This window comes from Niastella yeongjuensis, from assembly GCF_900110245.1.
GTDB classification, from domain to species: domain Bacteria; phylum Bacteroidota; class Bacteroidia; order Chitinophagales; family Chitinophagaceae; genus Niastella; species Niastella yeongjuensis.
In genome coordinates, this window is record NZ_FOCZ01000001.1 from 221,909 (window position 1) to 236,806 (window position 14,898).

The 14,898-nt window shown below is 44.6% G+C and carries 14 protein-coding genes; 4 read left to right on the top strand and 10 right to left on the bottom strand.

Features of this window, described 5'->3' with window-relative positions; genetic code table 11:
- Nucleotides 1–64: 64 nt before the first annotated feature.
- A complete protein-coding gene (locus BMX95_RS00995) occupies nucleotides 65–634 on the bottom strand; it encodes a hypothetical protein (RefSeq protein WP_081199458.1) in 570 nt (189 codons plus the stop codon).
- A gap of 28 nt (nucleotides 635–662) precedes the next feature.
- Nucleotides 663–893 carry a hypothetical protein gene (locus tag BMX95_RS01000; RefSeq protein WP_081199456.1) on the bottom strand — a complete coding sequence of 77 codons (231 nt, stop codon included), beginning with the start codon at nucleotides 891–893 and terminating at the stop codon, nucleotides 663–665.
- Between the two features lie 222 nt (nucleotides 894–1,115).
- On the opposite strand from BMX95_RS01000, the gene BMX95_RS01005 reads away from it, so the two are divergent.
- Genes BMX95_RS01005 through BMX95_RS01015 form a run of 3 tightly spaced genes read left to right on the top strand, consistent with a single transcriptional unit; the run spans nucleotide 1,116 to nucleotide 3,241 of the window.
- Nucleotides 1,116–1,667 (top strand): RNA polymerase sigma factor, encoded by a 552-nt coding sequence (locus BMX95_RS01005; RefSeq protein WP_177193670.1) that lies wholly within the window; start codon nucleotides 1,116–1,118, stop codon nucleotides 1,665–1,667.
- Nucleotides 1,668–1,701: 34 nt separating this feature from the next.
- Entirely contained in the window at nucleotides 1,702–2,802 is a 1,101-nt protein-coding gene (locus BMX95_RS01010; RefSeq protein ID WP_081199454.1) for a hypothetical protein, read from the top strand.
- Between the two features lie 4 nt (nucleotides 2,803–2,806).
- A complete protein-coding gene (locus BMX95_RS01015) occupies nucleotides 2,807–3,241 on the top strand; it encodes a hypothetical protein (protein WP_081199452.1) in 435 nt (144 codons plus the stop codon).
- A gap of 62 nt (nucleotides 3,242–3,303) precedes the next feature.
- On the opposite strand, the gene BMX95_RS01020 is transcribed toward BMX95_RS01015, so the two are convergent.
- From BMX95_RS01020 to purD, 8 genes are all read right to left on the bottom strand, one after another.
- Nucleotides 3,304–4,041, bottom strand: a complete 738-nt coding sequence (locus tag BMX95_RS01020) for an MBL fold metallo-hydrolase (protein ID WP_081199450.1) — start codon at nucleotides 4,039–4,041, stop codon at nucleotides 3,304–3,306.
- 28 nt (nucleotides 4,042–4,069) lie between these two features.
- The gene (gene rodA, locus BMX95_RS01025; protein WP_081199448.1) at nucleotides 4,070–5,407 is read right to left on the bottom strand and encodes a rod shape-determining protein RodA; all 1,338 of its coding nucleotides are present in this window, start codon (nucleotides 5,405–5,407) and stop codon (nucleotides 4,070–4,072) included.
- A complete protein-coding gene (mrdA, locus tag BMX95_RS01030) occupies nucleotides 5,404–7,503 on the bottom strand; it encodes a penicillin-binding protein 2 (protein WP_081199446.1) in 2,100 nt (699 codons plus the stop codon). Before mrdA ends, rodA begins: the two co-directional genes overlap by 4 nt.
- A 154-nt stretch (nucleotides 7,504–7,657) precedes the next feature.
- Nucleotides 7,658–8,191 (bottom strand): rod shape-determining protein MreD, encoded by a 534-nt coding sequence (locus BMX95_RS01035; protein WP_081199444.1) that lies wholly within the window; start codon nucleotides 8,189–8,191, stop codon nucleotides 7,658–7,660.
- Nucleotides 8,188–9,042, bottom strand: coding sequence for a rod shape-determining protein MreC (mreC, locus tag BMX95_RS01040; RefSeq protein WP_081199442.1), 855 nt, complete (start codon nucleotides 9,040–9,042; stop codon nucleotides 8,188–8,190). The genes BMX95_RS01035 and mreC overlap by 4 nt, the downstream gene beginning before the upstream one ends.
- Nucleotides 9,043–9,125: 83 nt before the next feature.
- On the bottom strand, nucleotides 9,126–10,151 hold the full coding sequence (locus BMX95_RS01045) for a rod shape-determining protein (protein ID WP_014223005.1): 1,026 nt from the start codon (nucleotides 10,149–10,151) through the stop codon (nucleotides 9,126–9,128).
- A 462-nt stretch (nucleotides 10,152–10,613) separates the two neighbouring features.
- Nucleotides 10,614–11,690, bottom strand: coding sequence for a tryptophan 2,3-dioxygenase (locus BMX95_RS01050; protein WP_081199440.1), 1,077 nt, complete (start codon nucleotides 11,688–11,690; stop codon nucleotides 10,614–10,616).
- A 25-nt stretch (nucleotides 11,691–11,715) separates the two neighbouring features.
- Entirely contained in the window at nucleotides 11,716–12,996 is a 1,281-nt protein-coding gene (gene purD / locus BMX95_RS01055; protein ID WP_081199438.1) for a phosphoribosylamine--glycine ligase, read from the bottom strand.
- A 286-nt stretch (nucleotides 12,997–13,282) separates the two neighbouring features.
- Between purD and BMX95_RS01060 the strand changes: the two genes are divergently transcribed.
- Nucleotides 13,283–14,833 (top strand): peptide MFS transporter, encoded by a 1,551-nt coding sequence (locus BMX95_RS01060; RefSeq protein WP_081199437.1) that lies wholly within the window; start codon nucleotides 13,283–13,285, stop codon nucleotides 14,831–14,833.
- Nucleotides 14,834–14,898 lie beyond the last annotated feature (65 nt).

The window sequence follows — 14,898 nt, forward strand, 5'->3', positions numbered from 1 at the left end:
TGATATAAAGAGAAATGGTGAATGGTCTGTGACCGTTCACCATTTTTTATTACTGCGCTTATCCTTATTTAAACAACTTGCTTTTGGTTCGCAGAAAAGTAAGCTCGTCGTTATCGAAATTCTTTATGATATACTGTAAATTTTTCTGTGATGCCCTGGATTCCTGCCGGGTTTGTTTTGCCGTGGGAATAAAAAGTATGGCAACCATAACCGGACCAGTTAATGCAAAAAGTACAGCAGGTAACCAGCCCCAGAACGAAATACTGAAGGTGGCCAAAAATGCAACTATCAACAGGTAAAGTAAAATACCAGGTAAAAGGATCAGCAATAACACCCCCAGCAACGATAGGCCGCCTTTGAAACGCGCCCATCCCATATTGGTGAAGGTGACCATGTCAGATGCAATATCAGCGGACTTTATATGCGAACAATACGCCTCAACATACTCCCCCTTCCCTGTTTCTCTTAAATAAGATTCAAAGGAAAATATTTTCTGTCCGCTTTCCATTTCAGTTAAAAGGCCAACTGGTTTACGGCTTATGATCCCGTTCCAGAAACTTTGAAAAAGTTTTTCAGCTTCTCGTTTTATTCTTTCATCCTGCTTAACAGGTTGAATTGGTTGAGCATTTTCCATAAGAAATTTTTATAGGGGTATGGAGCGATTATTTTTTAGGTTTCGCAAAGACCAATCTAACCAGGAAAGCATAACAGCAAACGATGAATACAATAGCACCACCAATTATAAAACGCAGCACATTTATCCAGCTCCACATGGAATGGCCAAACAATAATGATAAAGTGGCAATAACCAGAAAAACGAAGAGGGAGATACCGATAAGTACCAGTACCAGGTTACGCAGATGGGTAAATCCTGATTTTCTTTTCTCTTTCATAAGAATTGGATTAGGGGTACTGACTGCAATGCTAATAATTACAACCGGTATTTCAAATACTTGTGCAGCTGTTCACTGTTATTTCTCCTTCAACACATTAAGGCGTTTTTAATATCAATTATAAAGGGCTGATTTATATCTTATCATAATATATTTGTTGAAACGTTTAAACTAAATTCAATTGGCAGGTTCCAATATTTTATCACAGAAAACAGCTAACCTATGTCGGTGACCATGCAAGACAGCGAATTGCTGATGCAATTCCGCGATCCGGCCACTAAAGAAAAAGCCTATACGGCTATAATCCGAAAATACCAGGAACGACTTTACTGGCACATTCGCCGGATGGTAGTAGAACACGAAGACGCGAATGATGTATTACAAAATGTGTTTATAAGGGTGTGGAATGGATTGGAAAACTTCAGGGAAGACTCCCAGTTGTACACCTGGTTGTACCGGATTGCTACGAATGAATGCCTCACCTACCTGGAGCAACTGAAAAAAAGAAGTTCAGTGTCACTCAGCGATGTGGAGAGCGGACTGGAGAACAAGATCAAGGCCGATAAACATTTCGACCCTAATAAGCTGGAGTGGAAATTGCAGCTTGCAATTCAGCAATTACCTGAAAAGCAAAGAGTTGTATTCAGCTTACGGTATTATGATGAAATGCCTTATGAAGAAATGAGCCACGTGCTGGAAACTTCGGAAGGGGCCCTGAAAGCCTCTTACCACCATGCCGTTAAAAAAATTGAGGATTACATTCTCAATCATTAAACTTTAATTAACAAATCAAGTCTCAGTTGGTGCAATGGAAAACAGGAACAATATACTGAATGAATTGAGAGATATCAGTCCGGTTGTAGCGGATATTAGCTACCAGGCTCCATATACAGTGCCTGCCGGGTATTTTGAAGGGCTGCCCAGCCAGTTATTACAACTGGTTAAAGCTATGGAAGCCACCCCTGTTTTGCCACCCGCCAACCAGCCTTACCAGGTTCCGCAAGGATACTTTGAAGGCCTGGCCAATACTATTCTACAACGGGTAAAGGGTGAGGAAGTAACACTTTCATCCGCTTTACAACAGGCAAACAACAATCCTTACCAGGTACCACAAGGCTACTTTGAAGGGTTTGCCGATACCGTTTTACAACGGGTAAAGCAGGAAGAAGAGACAACGCTTTCACCAACATTACAACAAGCAAATAATAATCCATACCAGGTTCCCGCCGATTACTTTAACAATTTACCAGCCATTATCCTTGACCGGGTTCAATCACCGGCCACTGAAAATGCGAAGGAAGAACTGGATATCGTTTCTCCTTTGTTAGGTCAAATTGGTAAAAAGATGCCTTTCAGTATGCCGGCTGGTTATTTTGAGGAGTTGGAAGAAAATGCTATTGCCGGTGCACAGGCTATTGACTTTGTAAATGACGCACTCGAAAACGGGTCGCCATTAACGAATGGATTAAAAAGAATGCAGGTATATCATGTACCCGCAGGTTATTTTGACCAGCTGCCTGGCCAGGTTTTAAAAGCAATACGGGCGCAACAACCCGCCAAAGTGGTATCAATGAGCTTTACCCGCCGCGTATTACGCTATGCGGCAGCCGCAGTAGTAGCAGGGCTTATTGTTACCGCAGGAGTGTTGTATTTGAATAAAGGGCCTAAAGTAGTGGAAGGTGGTAATGAAGTCGTTCTTGCTTCAACAGACCTCGATAGCATCAGTGATGATAACCTGGAGAATTACCTGGAGAACCTGACACCCGCTCCGGCAGAAACTGCATTGGCCGCCAATACCGGTGATTTAACTGCCAGTGATATGAAAGATCTGCTGGCTGATGTATCGGATGAAGACCTGCAACAGTACCTTGAAAAGTACAGCACTGTAAAAGACATTCAAACGAATTAAACTCATGAAAAAAATTATACTCATAATAGTGATGGCGTTGGGTATCTCGGCGGTTTCCCTTGCCCAGGAAGATCCTGATAACGGGCAACGAGGCAACGGCAGCCGGATTGAAGCACTGAAGATCGCCTACCTCACTAAGAAATTAAACCTGAGCACAGATGAAGCGCAAAAGTTCTGGCCCATCTACAACGAGTACATGGGGGAAATAAGAAAAACCAGGATCGACGCCCGTCAAAACAAAGAAGGAGAAATTCCTACTGAAGAAAAGTTATTGAATATTCGTAAGAAGTACAATGGGGAATTTGGTAAAGCCCTTTCTTCTGAAAAAGTAAATACATTTTTTAAAGCAGAGAAAGAATTCGGGACCGTACTGCAAAAAGAGCTGCTCGAACGCCGCATGCAGAAAATGGATAACCGAAGACCTTTCCGCGGAAACTGATTAAACTAGGTGTTTTTCATAGGTTAGCAATGGCCGGTCCTTTCAAGGGCAGGCCTTTTTTATTAAAACTCCCACGTAGGGTTCTTCACATCATGATAGAACAGGAACTTCCATTTTTCCTGCTCGCCTTTCTGCCACCATTGCTGGCGTAATTCCATGGCTTTTTTACCATCAAAATCATACTTGGCCACAAAGCGGCTGCGCATCTGCTGCAGCTGAGGGGCATCATCGCCGCCAAAGAAAACAGTTTCACCGCCGTCTACGATCCAGTATACCTGGTGGTATTTACTGTGAGCGCCGGTGATTTCGTATTTGATGTACCCATCTATCACGCCATTGCCATCGAGCCATTCTACATTTGGCGCCTCTTTTAAACAATCCAGCTCATCGGGCATATAAGAAGGAAATCCCTTCTCATATACATATTCCATTTCCTGTTTCTGTATATAATATTTCGCCTGGGGAAAGCTGAGGGTTCTGGCTGAACCAGTACCAATGGCCATACCACCGGCATGGTCCTTATGCAAATGCGACATCAATACTTTGGTTATTTCACCAGGGTTGATGCCATTGTCCATTAAGTTTTGATGCAATTGTAACCGGCCATCTTCATTGGTAAAACCCAAACCGGTATCCAACAGCAATACATCTTCTGAAGTAATCACTACAAAAGGTTGAATTTCTACCAGCAAACTTCCAACCGGCCGTTCCTGCAGATCATCTTTCTCGGCATCGAAGGGAACAAACAGTTTTGTTTTATCTATCGTAAAGGTGCCTTCACTCAGGGGTATAACTTTCATGATCTTTTATTGTTAAGGCAAGATATCGTTATCTCAACACCATTTGTCTGTCAGCATCAAGCCGCACCAATATAAACAGCATGGTGCTGAATGAGATCAGCGAGGTTCCTCCATAGCTTACAAAAGGCAATGGAATACCTATCACCGGGGCCAGACCAATGGTCATACAAATATTGATGGCAATATGAAAAAAGAATACAGAGGCCACTCCATAAGCATAACAACGGCTGAACACACTTCGTTGTCGTTCGGCAATATTTACTATCCGTAATAATAAAAAGATGTAAATACCCAGTACCGCCAAACTACCCAAAAAGCCAAAACCTTCCCCAATGGTACAGAAAATAAAGTCGGTGCTTTGTTCCGGTACAAAGTCGAACCGGGTTTGGGTGCCTTTCAAAAAACCCCGGCCAACAAAACCTCCGGAACCAATGGCAATTTTACTTTGCCGTACGTTGTAGTCGGTATCCTTTTTAGTAGCCACCGGTTCATCCCCTTCTACGGTATTCAATACCGCGTATGGGTTTTCCCGGCCTATCAGGGAGAAGATACGTTCAACCTGGTGTTTCTGTAATACGTGTGTAAATATAAAAGGTACGGCAAACCGCTGCACGCCCACGCAGGTGACCCATATTATACTTACGATAATGATGAGCTCGCGGCGCTGACGCGTAAAACGCCAGCCAAAATAAATGGCAATAACGGCTACAACCGTTAAAATGATTGCCAGGATATCTTTATCTATAAGCAGGGTGGCCACCACCAGTACAGCCAGTGAAAAACCAATGATCAGGTAACCGGCGGGCAAACCTTCGCGGAACATCACCAGGAAGAAAGCCAGGAACACCAGCGCCAAACCCGTTTCCTTTTGTGCAATGGTTATTAAAAGCGGTAAACAAACAATACCCGCCGCCATCAGGTGTGAGCGGGTTTTACTAAAGTCAGTTTCTACCCGCGACAGGTATTTGGCCAGTGCCAAACACACAAACACTTTACACAACTCGGCCGGTTGTAAGTTAAACCCGCCCAGCTTAATGATAGACTCTGTTCCTTTAATATTGGTGTGGAAAGGAAACACCAGCAACAATAACAGTATGCCGAATGCATACCAGATATTGGCCGTGGCGGTAAAGAATTTACTATCTGTTAGCAGAATAAATAACCCGATCAATAATGACACCGCAAAGAAGATGAGCTGCTTGCTGTAATTCGTTTTAAAATTCAGGAAGCTTTTCACTACTTCATCCCCTTCGTGATAGGTTACTGAGAAAATACTCATTAACCCGATCGCAACCAGGAGTAAATACAGCCAGATAAGGGTTGAATCGACCCCTTTCGATATGGTAGGATTACGCTGGTTGTTCATGGATTTCTTTTATCGGTCGTTGATCGTTTAGCATATAAATTCTCATTGATCATCACATCCTTTGCCGGCTTCATAACCACAGGCGCCGCAGGCGGCGGTGTTTGCTTTTTGGCGCTGGTGGTAATACGTTGCCGGGGCACATACTTTCTAATGTAATTGCTGTCCTTTGTTAAATCGAACCATTTGCGGGCCCGTAATGAATCGGTTTTAAATTGTAACCGCTCAAAATAATCAGGAATGATATTGGCTTCTGAAATGCGTTTTATTTCAGGCAGTCTTTCCGCCCTGATAGAATCGGTTAAATATTTTTCAACCACCAATGACGCAATAGGCGCCGCCCAGGTGGCTCCATAACCAGCGTTCTGCACTACAACCGCTACACAGATCTTGGGGTCTTCGCGTGGTGCAAAACAAACGAACATGGAGTTATCTTTTAACTGGATCACTCTGCCATCCAGAACCGTTTTATTTTCGGCAGTACCGGTTTTAGCACACATATTAATGCCGGGGATGCGGGCTACCTGTGCGGTACCGTGTTCAACCACATCCTGCATACCTTCCTGTACAATGTCGTATACATCATTGGGAATGTGGGTCAGCACCTCATGCTTAACCCGGTATTTCTTCATTGCCGTATCCTGTTCAGTCTCATTCTCGAAATTCTTTACAAAATGCGGAATGTAGTAATACCCTTTATTGGCAACAATGGCCATGGCATTGGCCATTTGTAAAGGAGTGGCTGTTAATTTATCCTGGCCAATACCAATGGTAACCATGGTACAGGAGTTCCAGGAGCGGCGGTATTCTTTATCGTATTGCGTGGTATCGGGCACATTGCCGCCAATTTCACTTGGCAGGTCAACACCTATCCGGTGCCCCAATCCAAACTTATTCATGTACTCCGTCCATTTAACCATGCCCGTACGCGCACTGCGGTATTCAGGATTATCGATTGTTTTTCTGAACACATCAGAAAAGAACGAGTTACAGGAGTGGGCGATGGATAAACGCAGGTTGGCCGAGTGACCAGCCCAATGTTCCAGACAGTGAACTACTTTATTACAGCCATAATAAGCCCCGGTACAACTTATGCCGCTGTTTTGATTAATTACGCCTTCATCCAATCCTATCAATGCACCCAATGGTTTGTAAGTAGAGCCCGGCGGATAGAAACCCTGAATAGCACGATTCAGGAGCGGCGACTTTACATCCAGCACCATGCGGCTGTAGTTCTTTTGTTTATTGGGACCTGTTAACGTATTGGGGTCATAGTTGGGGCCAGAGGCCATGGCCAGTATGCCGCCGGTTTTGGGGTCCAGGGCAACTACTGCTCCTAATTTACCATTGATCAGTTTTTCGGCCAACTGTTGCAGTTCAATATCGATATACGTATGCAGGTTACGGCCACGAACAGCAGGTGTATCGTAGCGGCCTTTTTCATAGTTACCTACCAGCCGGTTTTTATTATCCTTCAGTAAGAACTCTACCCCACGCTGTCCCATCAGCACTCTTTCATAATAGGCTTCGAGGCCGTTTCGGCCCACATAGTCACCCATGTGGTAAAACCCGCCAGAGCGTTTGATGATGTTTGAATCGGCTTCGCCAATGTAACCCATTATATGCGCAGCCGCGTTGAACGGGTATACCCGCACCGGACGTTCCACCAATGCAAAACCGGGAAACTTCCAGATGTTCTCATCCAGCCGCGCCTGTAATTGCGGTTCCAGCAGATCCTCAAAAATGGAAGGCCGGTAAGGCCCGTTTTTGAAACGTGCCTCTATAATACGTTTGTTGTATTCTGCGGTATCGATACCCAGAATTTCACAAAGCCCGAACGTATCGGTTTTCTTTGCCTCATTAGGTACTACCACCAGGTCGTACATGATGGTGTTATTCAAAATAGGCCGGTTCTTACGGTCGTAAATGATACCCCGGTCGGGATATTTTACTTTGGCAAATACCGCGTTCTCCATGGCCAATACTTTGTATTTGCCCTGAATTACCTGAAGGTTGAATAACTGAGCTATGATAATGAGAAAGAGTCCGAGAAATATCAGGCGTATTATGTTACTTCTTGACTGGTTAAATACAGACATAGGACTTAAAGTACATTACAGTACTAGTTACCAAATAAAAATTGAATAATTTATAGAAGCGAAGTTAATTCTTTTTGTGTGCTGTAGTATAATTACGAAAAGGCTGATTATCACCTTTTTCATTTCTTATACTTCATTTCACATTTCTAATTTCCTATGCAGTATTGGTTCTGAATTTTTCTTTTCTGAAGAACAACAGCTCGGTTATGAGCACCAACATTAAACTGATACCAGTTGTTGCCAGTACTTTTCCCAGGAAAAACAGGAACGAACCAAACTGCAGCCATTCCAGAAAAACCAGATATATGTGATGTACCAGTGTTAAAACCAGTACATATACTGCATACGGGGCCCACCCCATACTAACAGGCGAAGGTGATTTATAGTTCTGCTCGGCGCCTTCCTGCGGAATCAGGATATTCACTACAAAACCACGCACATAAGCCAGCAATGTACAGGCGGCGGCATGTAAACCGGGGGTTTGGGTAAAATAGTCGAGGGTTAAACCAAATACAAAACTTACGAACATCAAAGTCATGCGGCCCATACTGAATGGCAGCCACAGCACATACAGGTAATATACATATGGCACTACAAACTGGTGTAGCGGCCGTATTTGAAACAATACATAATACTGCACCAGTATAAACAATACAAATCGGACGGTATTACGTACCAGATCACTCATTGGTTTATTTTATTAGTTTCTTCTTCCAGTTTGGCCTGTTCGTCTTTCAGGATATTTTCTACCACCATCACATACTGCACATTAAAAAAGTTGGTACCAGGTTTTAACCGTAATGTATAAAAGCTGCTGGTTTTGTCGTCTACTATATCCATCACTGTGCCAATCAAAATACCAGGAGGGAAATGGGAGGCGTAAGGGCTGGTTACTACAGAGTCGCCTTTTACTACCTGGGCACTCTTGGGAATGTCCTTCAGGGTAATATATAAAGGGCTGTTGCCATCCCAAAGTACTTTACCGGTTTCACCGGTTTTCTTGAGGCTGGCGCTGATCTTGGTTTGGCGGTGTAATAAACTCATTACCACTGCATAGTTGTTGCTCGTATTGATCACCACACCGGCCACGCCATTGGGGCTGATAACACCCATGTTTTTATGGACGCCCTCATTTTCGCCCCGGTTGATAGTAAAAGTATTATTGGGCAAACTAACCGAGTTGTTTACAACCCGGGCGCTGCGGTAAAAGTATTTCCGAAAATGCCCCAGGGTATCGTAAGGAACGGTATCCTGAACCAGTTTTTGCGACGTATCGGGCCGTTCGAAATTGGTTAACAGCTTATTACGCAGTTCTTCATTTTCTTTGGCCAACTGGTCGTTGGTTGATTTCAGGTGGAAATAATAAGTGATGTTGCTGTATTTGCCACCTATGTTACCGGTTAATTCATTGGCTACGCCAGAAAAAACCGCTTCATGGAACTTGTTGTAATGAAATAGAATATACAGGGCCGCAATCTGCAGCACCACGAAGAATACAAAATTGAAGTACCTCCTGATGAAGAGAAATATATTACGCACCTGCGGTTTTTATTTTGAAAAATTACAAATACCGGCCCATTTGCCTGAAAAACAGTGCCAAACTTTATTTAATATTTAAAACCTTAACGCATCACAAATGGATAGCGGTCATAATTCTTCAGTGCCAGGCCGGTTCCACGTACTACGCTCTTTAATGGATCATCAGCCACGTGCACAGGCAATTTAATTTTCTGGCTCAGGCGTTTATCCAAACCACGCAGCAGTGCTCCGCCGCCGGTGAGGTATAAACCGCGTCTGTAAATATCGGCAGCCAATTCGGGTGGGGTCATTTCAAGCGCCTTGAGGATCGCCTCTTCAATTTTAAAGATGCTTTTATCGAGTGCTTCGGCAATTTCCTGGTAGCTAACCATGATCTGTTTAGGGATACCGGTTACCAGGTCACGACCGTTTACTGGAATATCATCTGGTGGATTGTCCAAATCTTTCATGGCCGCTCCAATGTTGATCTTGATCTGTTCGGCAGTACGCTCACCAATCAGCAAGCTGTGGTAGCGGCGCAGGGCTTCCATAATGTCGGCGGTGAATTCATCACCTGCAATACGGATACTCTGGTCGCATACGATACCTGCCAGGGCTATTACAGTAATACCAGTGGTACCACCACCAATATCGATGATCATGTTACCAACAGGCTCTTCTACATCAATGCCAATACCCAGGGCTGCTGCCATGGGCTCGTGCAACAGGTACACCTCTTTGGCACCTGCCTGCTCGGCACTGTCGCGTACCGCTCTTTTTTCCACTTCGGTAATGCTCGAAGGGATACATATCATCATTCTCCAGCTTGGGGGGAATAATGGCTTTTTAGGATAGATCATTTTGATCATCTCCCGGATCATTAATTCTGCAGCGTTAAAGTCGGCAATTACACCGTCCTTGAGGGGACGAACGGTGCGGATGCTCTCATGGGTCTTTTCATGCATCATCAAAGCCCGTTTCCCTACTGCAAGAACCGTTTTTGGATTATTACGGTCCAGCGCTACTATACTCGGTTCATTCACCACTACTTCGTCATTGTGTATGATTAGGGTATTGGCAGTGCCCAGATCGATGGCAATCTCCTGGGTGAAAAAGTTGAATAAGCCCATTTAGAAGGTCAGATTTTGGATTGAATGTAATGCATGCAAAATTGAAGCAAATAATTCGAATTAACAAAGCACAACCTTTGCTGGATCAAGTATTTTTTTTCTGGTACAAAATTCGCATATCGTTCTGCTGCTTTCCGCTACAGTTCCGGCGCGGAAGGCTGTGTATTGCTATTCTGGATTATATCTTAACCTGCATTTAAAGTGCCTTTTTGAGGTACAAAAATCGCAGGTTTTAGTCATTGAACTAACGTTATACTGAAACGTTAATTGTTGCTTATTGTTTAAATTGTTTTATAACCTGCTTTTCGCCCGGTGACCTGCTTCACATGAATAAAAATCGCCTGTTGTTTGGGGATTGTTTTCCGTATAAATGACATACACGGATTGTGCGTAGAATTACCTGCACGGGAAGGGAATTGTTACCGGTCGCCTGTTTCGGCAACCGGTAACCGGTGTAATATTTTACCCTACAAAGCCAAGTCGTTGCTCCATCTCATGGCTTAAAACCGGCAGCTTCCTTCTTTCTATCAAAAAGCTGGTAAGCCGGCTTATTTCTGCGAAAATGTAATGCTTGTCCAATGCTCCTTTCAGATAGTCGCGGCCGGTGCTGCCGCCGGTTCCAATACGAGTACCAATCATCCGCTGCACCATGCTCATATGCCGGTAGCGCCAGGTACTCAACTGCTCGTCTATTTCCAGCAGGCCATTCAGCAACTGGAAAGGCAGTTGCAGTATGGGATACCCGCGGTATAACATGATGAAAAGCGCGGCCCTACAAGCTTTTGGGGATAACTGTCTTTCGGCAGAAGCGGATTCATCCGAAAATACGGCATCAAAAAACTGTATGTTGTTTTGCTCCGCTTCAGCCAAACCACTGGCATAAATGTAGCGGTAATCAACCCAGAAAGGCACGGACCTGTTTTCTCCTCCCCTATTTGGGGAAGCAGGAAGAGGGCTTGCTACGCTTTTATAGTTAGTCCAGTTATCAACCTCATCAAAAAAGGGCATGCGTTCCAGCCAGGCATTGAGCAGCTCTATAACCGATCTTTCTTTTTCTGTTTGTTTTATGAGGTCTATCTGTTGCTGCCGCAATTGCGAAATGTAATATTCCTGGCCATGGCGTTGCTGGTATTTCAGGCCCAGCTTGGCTTCTACCAGTTTGAACTGCCAGCTTTGGAAACCCGATGCCGGCCGAAGCATATCCCGGAAATCGAGAAAATCCATCGGCGTCATGGTTTCCATAATGTCTATCTGATGCACCAGCACCTTCAAAATGGTTACCATCCGGTTTAACCGGTGAACCACGGTTTGCAGTTCGGGAGAATTGTCGTTAACAGCCGGCTTTTGCATAATGGCCGCTACCGAATCTATCTCAAATAACAATTGTTTGAACCAAAGTTCATAAGCCTGGTGAATGACAATAAACAACATTTCATCATGGGCATGTTGTTTCAATAAGTCACTTTCCAGGGTTTGCGCATTCAGGATCTTGTCTAATTGCAGATAATCACTGTAGTGTACTTGTTTTTGTTGTTCCATGTAGAGCGTATTTTCTCAAAAGCTTTTACTCGAATTCGAAACCGATATCCTGGCGGTAATACATCCCCTCGAACGAAAGCTGCTGCAGGGTTTCCTTCGATCTGGCAACAGCTGCACTTACTGTATTGCCATAAGAGGTAACAGTAATTACCCTGCCGCCACTGGTTACCACCTTACCATCTTTCAGCGAAGTACCTGCATGAAAAACCAGGCTGTCGGCCGGAACTTCTTTATTTAATCCGCTGATCTCAAATCCTTTTTCGTAATTACCGGGGTAACCGCCGCTTACTGCCATCACTGTGCAGGCATACCGGCTGTCCTGTTCAATTTTTATAGTGCTGAGGGTACCTTTATCGGTTGCCATAAACAACTCAACCAGATCGGTTTTAAGGCGGGGCATCACCACTTCGGTTTCGGGGTCACCCATACGGCAGTTGTACTCAATAACATAGGGTTCATCGCCTACTTTAATGAGGCCGAAAAACACAAATCCTTTATAATCGATCGCTTCCTGTTCAAGACCGCGAACGGTTGGTTTTATCACCTGGTCTACCACCTTTTTCATAAAGGTTTCATCGGCAAAGGGCACCGGGCTTACGGCCCCCATTCCACCGGTGTTCAAACCGGTATCTCCCACGCCGATCCTTTTATAATCTTTGGCCTCAGGCAGTAACACATAGTCCTTGCCATCGGTTAAAGCAAAAACACTCAGTTCTATGCCGTCTAAAAAGGCTTCCACCACCACTTTTTTGCTGGCCTCGCCAAACTTGCTGTGTTGCAACATCAGCTCGTATTCAGCAATAGCTTCCATGTGCGACTGGCAAATGAGTACACCTTTACCTGCTGCCAGGCCATCGGCTTTTAAAACAATGGGCAGGGCATGTTGCTGTAAATAGGGAATGCCTTCCGCGTAATTGCTTTCATCAAACTCGCGGTAAGCCGCGGTGGGGATGCCATGGCGCATCATGAATTTCTTTGCAAAGGCCTTACTGCCTTCCAGTTGTGCCCCATATTGTGAGGGACCGATAACCACCACCTGTTTCAGTTGCTCGTCTTTTCTAAAGAAATCGGTAACGCCTTTCACCAGCGGTTCTTCCGGACCAACCACCAGCAGGGTGATGTTATTGCTCAGCACAAATTGCTTTATGGCATCAAAATCGGTAATCGAGAGATTAACGTTGGTGCCATATTGCGACGTGCCGGCATTTCCGGGCGCAATAAATAACTGATCACATTGTTTACTTTGTGCGAGTTTCCAGGCCAGGGCATGTTCCCGGCCACCAGAGCCTAATAGTAAAATATTCATGATAAATAAGTGAAGTAGTTTTTGCCGCGGCGAATTTCGGCATTCGGGGGGGATTAATGAATTTTAATTAATGAGGGCTCCTTACCCCCTGTAACGAATTGATTGGCAGGATTTAAACCCCCAAATATGCCTTCCGGACACATTCAACTAGTGGAAAAGCATTAAAATGCTGATAATTGGCTTAACAATATGCCCTGCCTGTATTTGCGGTATTTAATTAATCACTATTTTGGGCCGTTAAATACTGCTCCAACGTATTGCTTGATTTTTTAAAAACAAAAACTACATGTCGCAAACCGCCACTCTTAACCCCGAGGCAGCCCAACCCGCTGCCAAAGCCGCTAAAGGCCACCCGAAAGGGTTGTATGTCTTATTTGCCACCGAAATGTGGGAACGATATAACTACTATGGCATGCGGGCCATACTGGTATTGTTCATGACCAAAGCACTGCTGTTCGATAAGGCTTTTGCCAGTAACCTGTATGGCAGCTATACCAGTCTTGTTTACTTAACGCCCCTGGTTGGCGGATATATTTCCGACCGGTATTGGGGCAATAAACGTTCCATTATTCTTGGCGGTTTGGTAATGGCCCTTGGTGAATTCGTTTTGTTTTTCTGCGCTTCTTTATATAAGTCTGCTCCCGATATTTCTGCTGTTCTTTTCTTTACCGGCCTGGGTTTAATGATTGCCGGTAATGGCTTTTTCAAACCCAATATCTCTTCCATGGTAGGCCAGCTGTATCCCAAAGGCGACCGGAGAAGCGATGCGGCCTATACCATCTTTTATATGGGTATTAACGTAGGCGGCGCCATCGGGCCCTTTATTTGTGGACTGGTTGGCGATACCGGCAACCCTGCAGATTTTAAATGGGCATTCCTGGTAGCAGGTATCGGCATGTTGTTGAGCGTAGTGGTTCAAAGAGCCTTCCAGGCCAAGTACGTTAAATCGCCCGAAGGAGTACCATTGGGCAATGTACCAGCCGATTCGCCTAAAAAATTCAGTAACCCCGTATATATTGTTGCCGGACTGATATTCTATTCTGCATTATTGATCGGCATGTTGTACATCGATGCCAATGTGGTCAGCTACCTTACCTACCTGTTGATAGCCAGTGTGATCTTCATTGCATTCCTTATTTTCTCCGACAAATCATTGAACAATATGGAGCGCCAGCGTATTGGCGTTATTTTTATAGTTGCCTTTTTTGTGATCTTCTTCTGGTCGGCATTTGAACAGGCCGGCGCTTCGCTTACTTTCTTTGCAGAAGAACAAACCCAACGCGATTTGGGCTTTTTTACCGTTCCGGCCAGTTGGTTCCAATCGCTGAACTCGGTGTTTGTGGTATTGTTTGCTCCTGTTTTCGCCTGGTTATGGTTGAAGCTGGGCAAACGCGAGCCCACTTCCCCCTTCAAAATGGCTATGGGTCTTGGATTGCTGGCCATTGGTTATTTATGGATAGCCTTTGGCGTAAAGGATGTACAACCCGGTATAAAGGTGAGCATGATCTGGTTAACCGGCATGTATGCCCTGCATACCTGGGGTGAACTGTGTTTATCACCCATCGGTTTATCGCTGGTGAATAAACTGGCGCCTTTCAAATTTGCGTCTTTATTAATGGCCGTGTGGTTTTTAGCCAATGCGGCTGCGAATAAATTAGCCGGTGTGTTGAGTGCCCTGTACCCTGAAGCAGGTAAAACCACCAACTTCATGGGTTATCACATGACCAACCTGTACGATTTCTTCATGTTGTTTGTGGGCATGGCCGGTGTTGCCTCACTGATCCTGTTCTTCCTTACCAAACTACTGAAGAAGATGATGCACGTGGAAGCTCAATAAGTTGACGAGTTAACCAGTTGACGAGTTAACAAGTTAAGACTACAATATAAAAGGAAAGGCTCCCC

What these genes read in the sequence shown, in the direction of transcription:
- purD (WP_081199438.1), bottom strand. Translation starts at nt 12,996, where the DNA reads ATGAATATTTTACTATTAGGCTCTGGTGGCCGGGAACATGCCCTGGCC.
- BMX95_RS01050 (WP_081199440.1), bottom strand. Translation starts at nt 11,690, where the DNA reads ATGGAACAACAAAAACAAGTACACTACAGTGATTATCTGCAATTAGAC.
- mrdA (WP_081199446.1), bottom strand. Translation starts at nt 7,503, where the DNA reads ATGTCTGTATTTAACCAGTCAAGAAGTAACATAATACGCCTGATATTT.
- BMX95_RS01060 (WP_081199437.1), top strand. Translation starts at nt 13,283, where the DNA reads ATGTCGCAAACCGCCACTCTTAACCCCGAGGCAGCCCAACCCGCTGCC.
- BMX95_RS01000 (WP_081199456.1), bottom strand. Translation starts at nt 893, where the DNA reads ATGAAAGAGAAAAGAAAATCAGGATTTACCCATCTGCGTAACCTGGTA.
- BMX95_RS01045 (WP_014223005.1), bottom strand. Translation starts at nt 10,151, where the DNA reads ATGGGCTTATTCAACTTTTTCACCCAGGAGATTGCCATCGATCTGGGC.
- BMX95_RS01020 (WP_081199450.1), bottom strand. Translation starts at nt 4,041, where the DNA reads ATGAAAGTTATACCCCTGAGTGAAGGCACCTTTACGATAGATAAAACA.
- BMX95_RS00995 (WP_081199458.1), bottom strand. Translation starts at nt 634, where the DNA reads ATGGAAAATGCTCAACCAATTCAACCTGTTAAGCAGGATGAAAGAATA.
- rodA (WP_081199448.1), bottom strand. Translation starts at nt 5,407, where the DNA reads ATGAACAACCAGCGTAATCCTACCATATCGAAAGGGGTCGATTCAACC.
- BMX95_RS01010 (WP_081199454.1), top strand. Translation starts at nt 1,702, where the DNA reads ATGGAAAACAGGAACAATATACTGAATGAATTGAGAGATATCAGTCCG.
- BMX95_RS01005 (WP_177193670.1), top strand. Translation starts at nt 1,116, where the DNA reads ATGTCGGTGACCATGCAAGACAGCGAATTGCTGATGCAATTCCGCGAT.
- BMX95_RS01015 (WP_081199452.1), top strand. Translation starts at nt 2,807, where the DNA reads ATGAAAAAAATTATACTCATAATAGTGATGGCGTTGGGTATCTCGGCG.
- BMX95_RS01035 (WP_081199444.1), bottom strand. Translation starts at nt 8,191, where the DNA reads ATGAGTGATCTGGTACGTAATACCGTCCGATTTGTATTGTTTATACTG.